General features: G+C 71.8%; 5 protein-coding genes. All 5 read left to right on the top strand.

The window, feature by feature from the left end; translation table 11 throughout:
• Positions 1–1,297 (top strand): FAD-binding dehydrogenase (locus E2651_RS40780; RefSeq protein WP_135336323.1); only part of this gene is annotated, 1,297 nt, incomplete at its 5' end.
• Between the two features lie 213 nt (positions 1,298–1,510).
• Positions 1,511–2,470: a hypothetical protein gene (locus E2651_RS40785; RefSeq protein WP_135336324.1), complete on the top strand. Its 960-nt coding sequence runs from the start codon at positions 1,511–1,513 to the stop codon at positions 2,468–2,470.
• Between the two features lie 45 nt (positions 2,471–2,515).
• Entirely contained in the window at positions 2,516–4,093 is a 1,578-nt protein-coding gene (locus tag E2651_RS40790; RefSeq protein ID WP_135336325.1) for an APC family permease, read from the top strand.
• 168 nt (positions 4,094–4,261) lie between these two features.
• Entirely contained in the window at positions 4,262–4,927 is a 666-nt protein-coding gene (locus E2651_RS40795; protein WP_135336327.1) for a molybdopterin-dependent oxidoreductase, read from the top strand.
• Positions 4,899–5,471 (top strand): cytochrome b/b6 domain-containing protein (locus E2651_RS40800; RefSeq protein ID WP_135336326.1); only part of this gene is annotated, 573 nt, incomplete at its 3' end. The genes E2651_RS40795 and E2651_RS40800, both read left to right, overlap by 29 nt.

The following is a 5,471-nucleotide window of genomic DNA, read 5'->3' on the forward strand; positions in this document are numbered from 1 at the left end:
GGCCGGGACCCGTCCCCCAGGTGATGTGGAAGCGGGGCACGGGAACTCCGTGCCGCGCTTCCACATCACCTGGGGGACGGGTCCCGGCCTCGTCGAGCCCTTCGAGCGGCGGGTCCGCGAGGGCGTCGCGCGCGGCCTGGTGCGGCTGAAGTTCCGCCACCGCGTGTCCGGGCTCGCCCGCAGCGGGGGTGACGTGGACACGGTCACCGGCGAGGTGCTCGAGCCCTCGGACGCCGAGCGCGGCAAGGCCAGCAGCCGCGAGGTCACCGGGTCCTTCGAGTACCGGGCCCAGGCGGTGATCGTGACGTCCGGCGGCATCGGCGGCAACCACGACCTCGTACGCGCCAACTGGCCCGAGCGTCTTGGCACTCCGCCCGAGCGGATGGTCTCGGGCGTGCCCGCGCACGTCGACGGCCGGATGCTCGGCATCGCGGAGGAGGCGGGAGCCCGCCTCATCAACCGCGACCGCATGTGGCACTACACCGAGGGCATCCAGAACTGGAACCCCATCTGGGAGAACCACGGCATCCGCATCCTGCCGGGCCCCTCCTCGCTCTGGCTCGACGCGCGCGGCGACCGCCTGCCGGTGCCGCTCTTCCCCGGCTTCGACACCCTGGGCACCCTGGAACACATCATGAAGTCCGGGTACGAGTACACGTGGTTCGTGCTCAACCAGCGCATCATCGGCAAGGAGTTCACGCTCAGCGGATCGGAGCAGAACCCCGACCTGACCGGCAAGTCCGTGCGCGGCGTCATCGACCGCGCGCGTGCCGACGTACCGGCCCCCGTCAAGGCGTTCATGGACAACGGCGCCGACTTCGTCGTCGAGAAGGACCTCGCCGCGCTGGTGCGCGGCATGAACGCGCTGACCAAGGAGCCCCTCATCGAGGAGGCGTCACTGCGCCGAACGCTCGAGGCGCGCGACCGCGAGATCACCAACCCCTTCACCAAGGACCTTCAGGTCACCGCGATCCGCGGCGCCCGCAAGTTCCTCGGCGACCGGCTGATCAGGGCCGTGCCCCCGCACCCGATCCTCGACCCGAAGGCGGGCCCGCTCATCGCGGTGCGGCTCAACATCCTCACCCGCAAGACCCTCGGCGGCCTGGAGACCGACCTCTCCTCACGCGTCCTGGCGGAAGGCGGGGATCCGCTTCCGGGTGTGTACGCCGCCGGAGAGGCCGCCGGATTCGGCGGCGGGGGAGTGCACGGCTACCGCTCGCTCGAAGGCACCTTCCTCGGCGGCTGCCTCTTCTCGGGGCGGGCGGCCGGGCGCGCGGCCGCCAAGTCCGTCAGCTGAGGGGCCCGTTCATCGGCTGTCGCCGAGCGATCCGTGCCGCTTGTCCGAATCGTGTCCTGCTGTACAACCGTGCAGGTCGGGGGTGAAGTCTGAGGAATGTGAAACGAGTTGGTGAAGGGCTCGAGGGTGGGCAGAGCTTGACTGGAGCGCTGCCTACCGCTTTGCTGTGCGTGATCATCCGTAAGCGAGCCGTGCCGGGGAGGAAGTCCCGCGGTGTCACCACCTCCACCCCCGTTGGGCCGTTCCCGCAAGCGAGCGGCGCACACCTTCGACTCCGCGCTCGACGACAGCGAACTCGCAGGCGCCCGCGCCGCGTTGGCCCAGGGCCGTTGGACCGAGGTCCGTTCGCTGTTCGCCGACACCGGCGACGACTGGGACCGCAGGGGCCACCGGTTCGACGTACTCGCGCAGGAGCACTCCACCACCGCCTGGACCCGTGACTGGCTGCTCGCCGAGCCCGAGAGCGCCGACGCCGCCGTGCTGCTCGGCTATGCCGCGGTGCATCTCGCGCTGCGCGGCAAGGGGCGCTCGGAGCAGGCGCGGGAAGCCTGCCGCGAGGCGGCGGCGCTCGTCCCCGCCGACCCCACGCCGTGGCTCGCGCTGCTCACCCTGGAGCGCACCCTGGGCCACGAGGAGGACGTCGTGCGGCTCTTCGACGAGGTCCGCCACCGCCACCCCGAGCACCACCACGCGCACCACCTGATGGTGGCCAGACTCGCCGAGCGGCGCCCCGCCGCGGGCCAGGACCCGCTGCACGAGGTGTACGACTTCGCCGCCTGGGCGGCCGAACAGGCGCCCGCGGACTCGCCGTTGGCGGTGCTTCCCGTCATCGCGCACGCCGAGCGCTACCGCGTCCTCGCCACCATCGGCAGCGAGCCCGCCGACCCCGCCGCCTCCGAGCACTGGACCGGCCGCCGGGCCCGGCAGGTCATGAAGGCGGCCTTCGACTGGTGGCTGGAGTGGGAGATGCCCGGGAGCAGGGCCCATCCGCGCTGCCGCGTCGACCTCAACTTCCTCGCCCACGCGAAGTCCTGCGAGGGCAGGGCCGCCGAGGCGGCCGCGCTCTTCGACCGCATCGGGCGGCACGCGACCAAAGACCCCTGGTCGTACCCGGACCGGGACCCGTACAAGGCGTTCACCGCCGCGCGCGACGCCGCGCTCGGCGCGGCCTGACCCACCGCACCACATCGTCCCCCCCCCTGAAAGGACAACCGCGCCATGGCGACGGGAAGTTCGAGCAGTACGAGCGGCACCAGAGCCGCCGGCACCACCGCCACGAGCGCCGGCGACAGCGGCATCAGCACCTACGTCGGCGAGGAGCGGGCCCTGCGCGCAGGCCGCCTCGGCACCGGCGGACTGCTGCTCTCCGTGCTCGCGGCGACCGGACCCCTGATGGTCGTAGCCGGTGTCATGCCCACCACATACGGCGTGATGGGCATCGTCGGACAGCCGCTGCTCTTCCTCATCCTCGGCGTGGTCCTCGGTCTGTTCAGCTTCGGGTACGCCGAGATGAGCCGCCACGTCCACAACGCGGGCGCCTTCTACGCGTACATCTCGCGGGGCCTCGGCGGCACCGCGGGCGCCGGTGCCGCGCTGGTCGCGCTCGTCGCCTACAGCGCCCTGCAGGCGGGCCTCTACGGCCTCCTCGGCTTCGAGGTCTCCGGGCTGCTCAACACGTACTTCGAGGTCGAAGTCGCCTGGTGGATACCGGCACTTGTCACGGTCGCCGTCGTCGCCGTGCTCGCCTGGCTGAAGATCGACCTCAACGCCCGGGTCCTGGGCGTGCTGCTCCTGATCGAGGTGGCGCTCGTCGTCATCTTCGACATCGCGGCCATCGCGGACCCGGCCAAGGAAGGCCTGTCCCTGCACGCCTTCAACCCCGACACCCTGACGGGCGCGGGCCTCGGCACCGCCCTGTGCTTCTGCATCGCGGCCTTCCTCGGCTTCGAACAGGCGCCGGTGTACGCCGAGGAGACCAGCCGCCCGCAGGTCGTCGTCGCCCGCGTGATGTTCTTCGCGGTGGGCTTCGTCGCGGTCTTCTTCGCGATCAGCTCCTGGGCGCTCACGGTGGCGGCGGGCCCGTCCGGCATCGTCGCCGCCGCACAGGAACAGAGTGCGGGGCTGCTCTTCGGGCTCACCGAGTCCCGGCTCGGCGGCACCTTCACCGACGTACTCCATGTCCTGTTCGTGACGGGCATGTTCGCGGCGCTCCTCTCCTTCCACAACGTCGTCGCGCGGTACGCCTTCGCCATGGGCCGCGAGGGTCTGCTGCCCGCCGCGTTCGGGAAGACCAACACCTCCACCGGCGCCCCCGGCACCGGCTCCCTGCTCCAGACGGTCGTGTCCGTCCTGATCGTGGTGGCCTTCGCGGTGACCGACGACGGCCCGTTCGGCGACCCGACCGCGCCGGTCCTGCACCTGTTCACCTGGCTCGGCAACATCGGCGCCCTGGGCGTCATCCTCCTGATGGCCACGGCGTCCGTGGCGGTCATCGTCTTCTTCGTGCGGCGCGGCGCCGCCCGCGCCCAGGCCTGGCGCATCACCGCGTCCGCGCTCGCCGCGATCGGCCTGCTCGTCATCGCGGTCTACACGGTCAAGGACTTCGACGTCCTGGTCGGCGCGGGCCCCGGCTCGGCGCTCAGCTGGGTGCTGCCCGGCATCATCCTGCTGGCCGCCGTGACCGGCGTGGTCTACGGCGCGATCCTGCGCTCCACCAAGCCGGAAGCGCACGCCAGGATCGGCCTGGGCAACGAGGCGTTCCAGCTGGAGAAGGCGGCGGAGAGGCCGAGCGAGTAGGGCGCGGGGGCGGAATGCTTACGGAACGCTGACGGACACCCGCGGACCCTGTACCCCGGGGGCCGCGGGTGCTCGAATCGGAGGGTGACAACTCCCCATCCGCACCAGCCCGAAGAGGACTACGACGAGCGCGGCGGCACACCGGTCGGCCGCCGTCTGGTCCTCGGGATGCTCGGCCTGGGCATCGCGGGCGTGGCCGCCGCGCCGCCCCTCCAGCGGGGCCTGGAGTCCTTCCTCGGCGCAGCCTCCGACAAGGACCCCACCGGCCTGACGGACCTGCTCCCCAACGGCGGCGGCTTCCGCTACTACTCCGTGGCCTCGTCCGTCCCGCACCGCGACGCGTCGTCGTACGGCCTGAAGATCGACGGCTTGGTGGACAGACCGACCACGCACTCATTGGCGGAGTTGCGGGCGCTCCCGCAGACCCGCCTGGTGCGCGACGTCCAGTGCGTGACGGGCTGGCGGGTGCCGGGCACGCCGTTCGAGGGCGTACGCCTCTCACGCCTCCTGGACGCGGCGGGGGTGCGCCGGGGGGCCCGAGCCGTCCGCTTCACCTGCTTCGACGGGACGTACAGCGAGAGCTTGACGCTACGGCAGGCGCGGCGGGCGGATGTGCTGGTGGCCCTGCGCATGCAGGACAAGGACCTGGGCCACAGCCACGGCGGCCCGGTCCGCCTCTACGTCGCCCCCATGTACTTCTACAAGTCGGCGAAGTGGCTCTCGGGCATCACGCTGACCGACGAGGTGGTGCCGGGTTATTGGGAGCGGCGGGGTTACGACGTCGACGCCTGGGTGGGTGATTCGAATGGGCGTGGAGACGAGCCCACGGTCTGAGGTCGCGCGGTTCACTCCCGCGCAGCGGTGGACGCATCGCCTGACGGCGGCCCTGATGGGGCTGTGTGTCGCGACCGCGGCCTGCCTCTACCTCCCCTTCCTCGCCGAACTGGTCGGCCGCCGGGCCCTGGTGGTGACCCTCCACGAATGGTCGGGCCTGCTGCTTCCGGCCCCCTTCCTGGCGGCCCTGGCCTCCCGCGCCTTCCGCGGCGACCTGCGGCTCCTGAACCGCTTCGGGCCGCATGACCGCGTATGGCTGCGCTCGGCACTGCGCCGCAGGGCCGCGCCGCGTCCGGCGGGGAAGTTCAACGCGGGTCAGAAGGTGTACGCGGCGTGGATCGGCGGGGCGGTCCTGGTGATGCTGGGTACGGGCCTGCTGATGTGGTTCACGCATGTCGCCCCGCTGGCCTGGCGGACGGGAAGCACGTTCGTCCACGACTGGCTGGCGCTGGCGATGGGGGTGGTGCTGGCGGGGCATGTGGGGAAGCCGCTGGGGGATACGGAGGCGAGGCGGGGGATGCGGACGGGGTCGGTGGACCCGGGG

The sequence above is a fragment of the Streptomyces sp. MZ04 genome (assembly GCF_004684775.1).
Taxonomy (GTDB): domain Bacteria; phylum Actinomycetota; class Actinomycetes; order Streptomycetales; family Streptomycetaceae; genus Streptomyces.

What these genes read in the sequence shown, in the direction of transcription:
- E2651_RS40790 (WP_135336325.1), top strand. Translation starts at nt 2,516, where the DNA reads ATGGCGACGGGAAGTTCGAGCAGTACGAGCGGCACCAGAGCCGCCGGC.
- E2651_RS40795 (WP_135336327.1), top strand. Translation starts at nt 4,262, where the DNA reads ATGCTCGGCCTGGGCATCGCGGGCGTGGCCGCCGCGCCGCCCCTCCAG.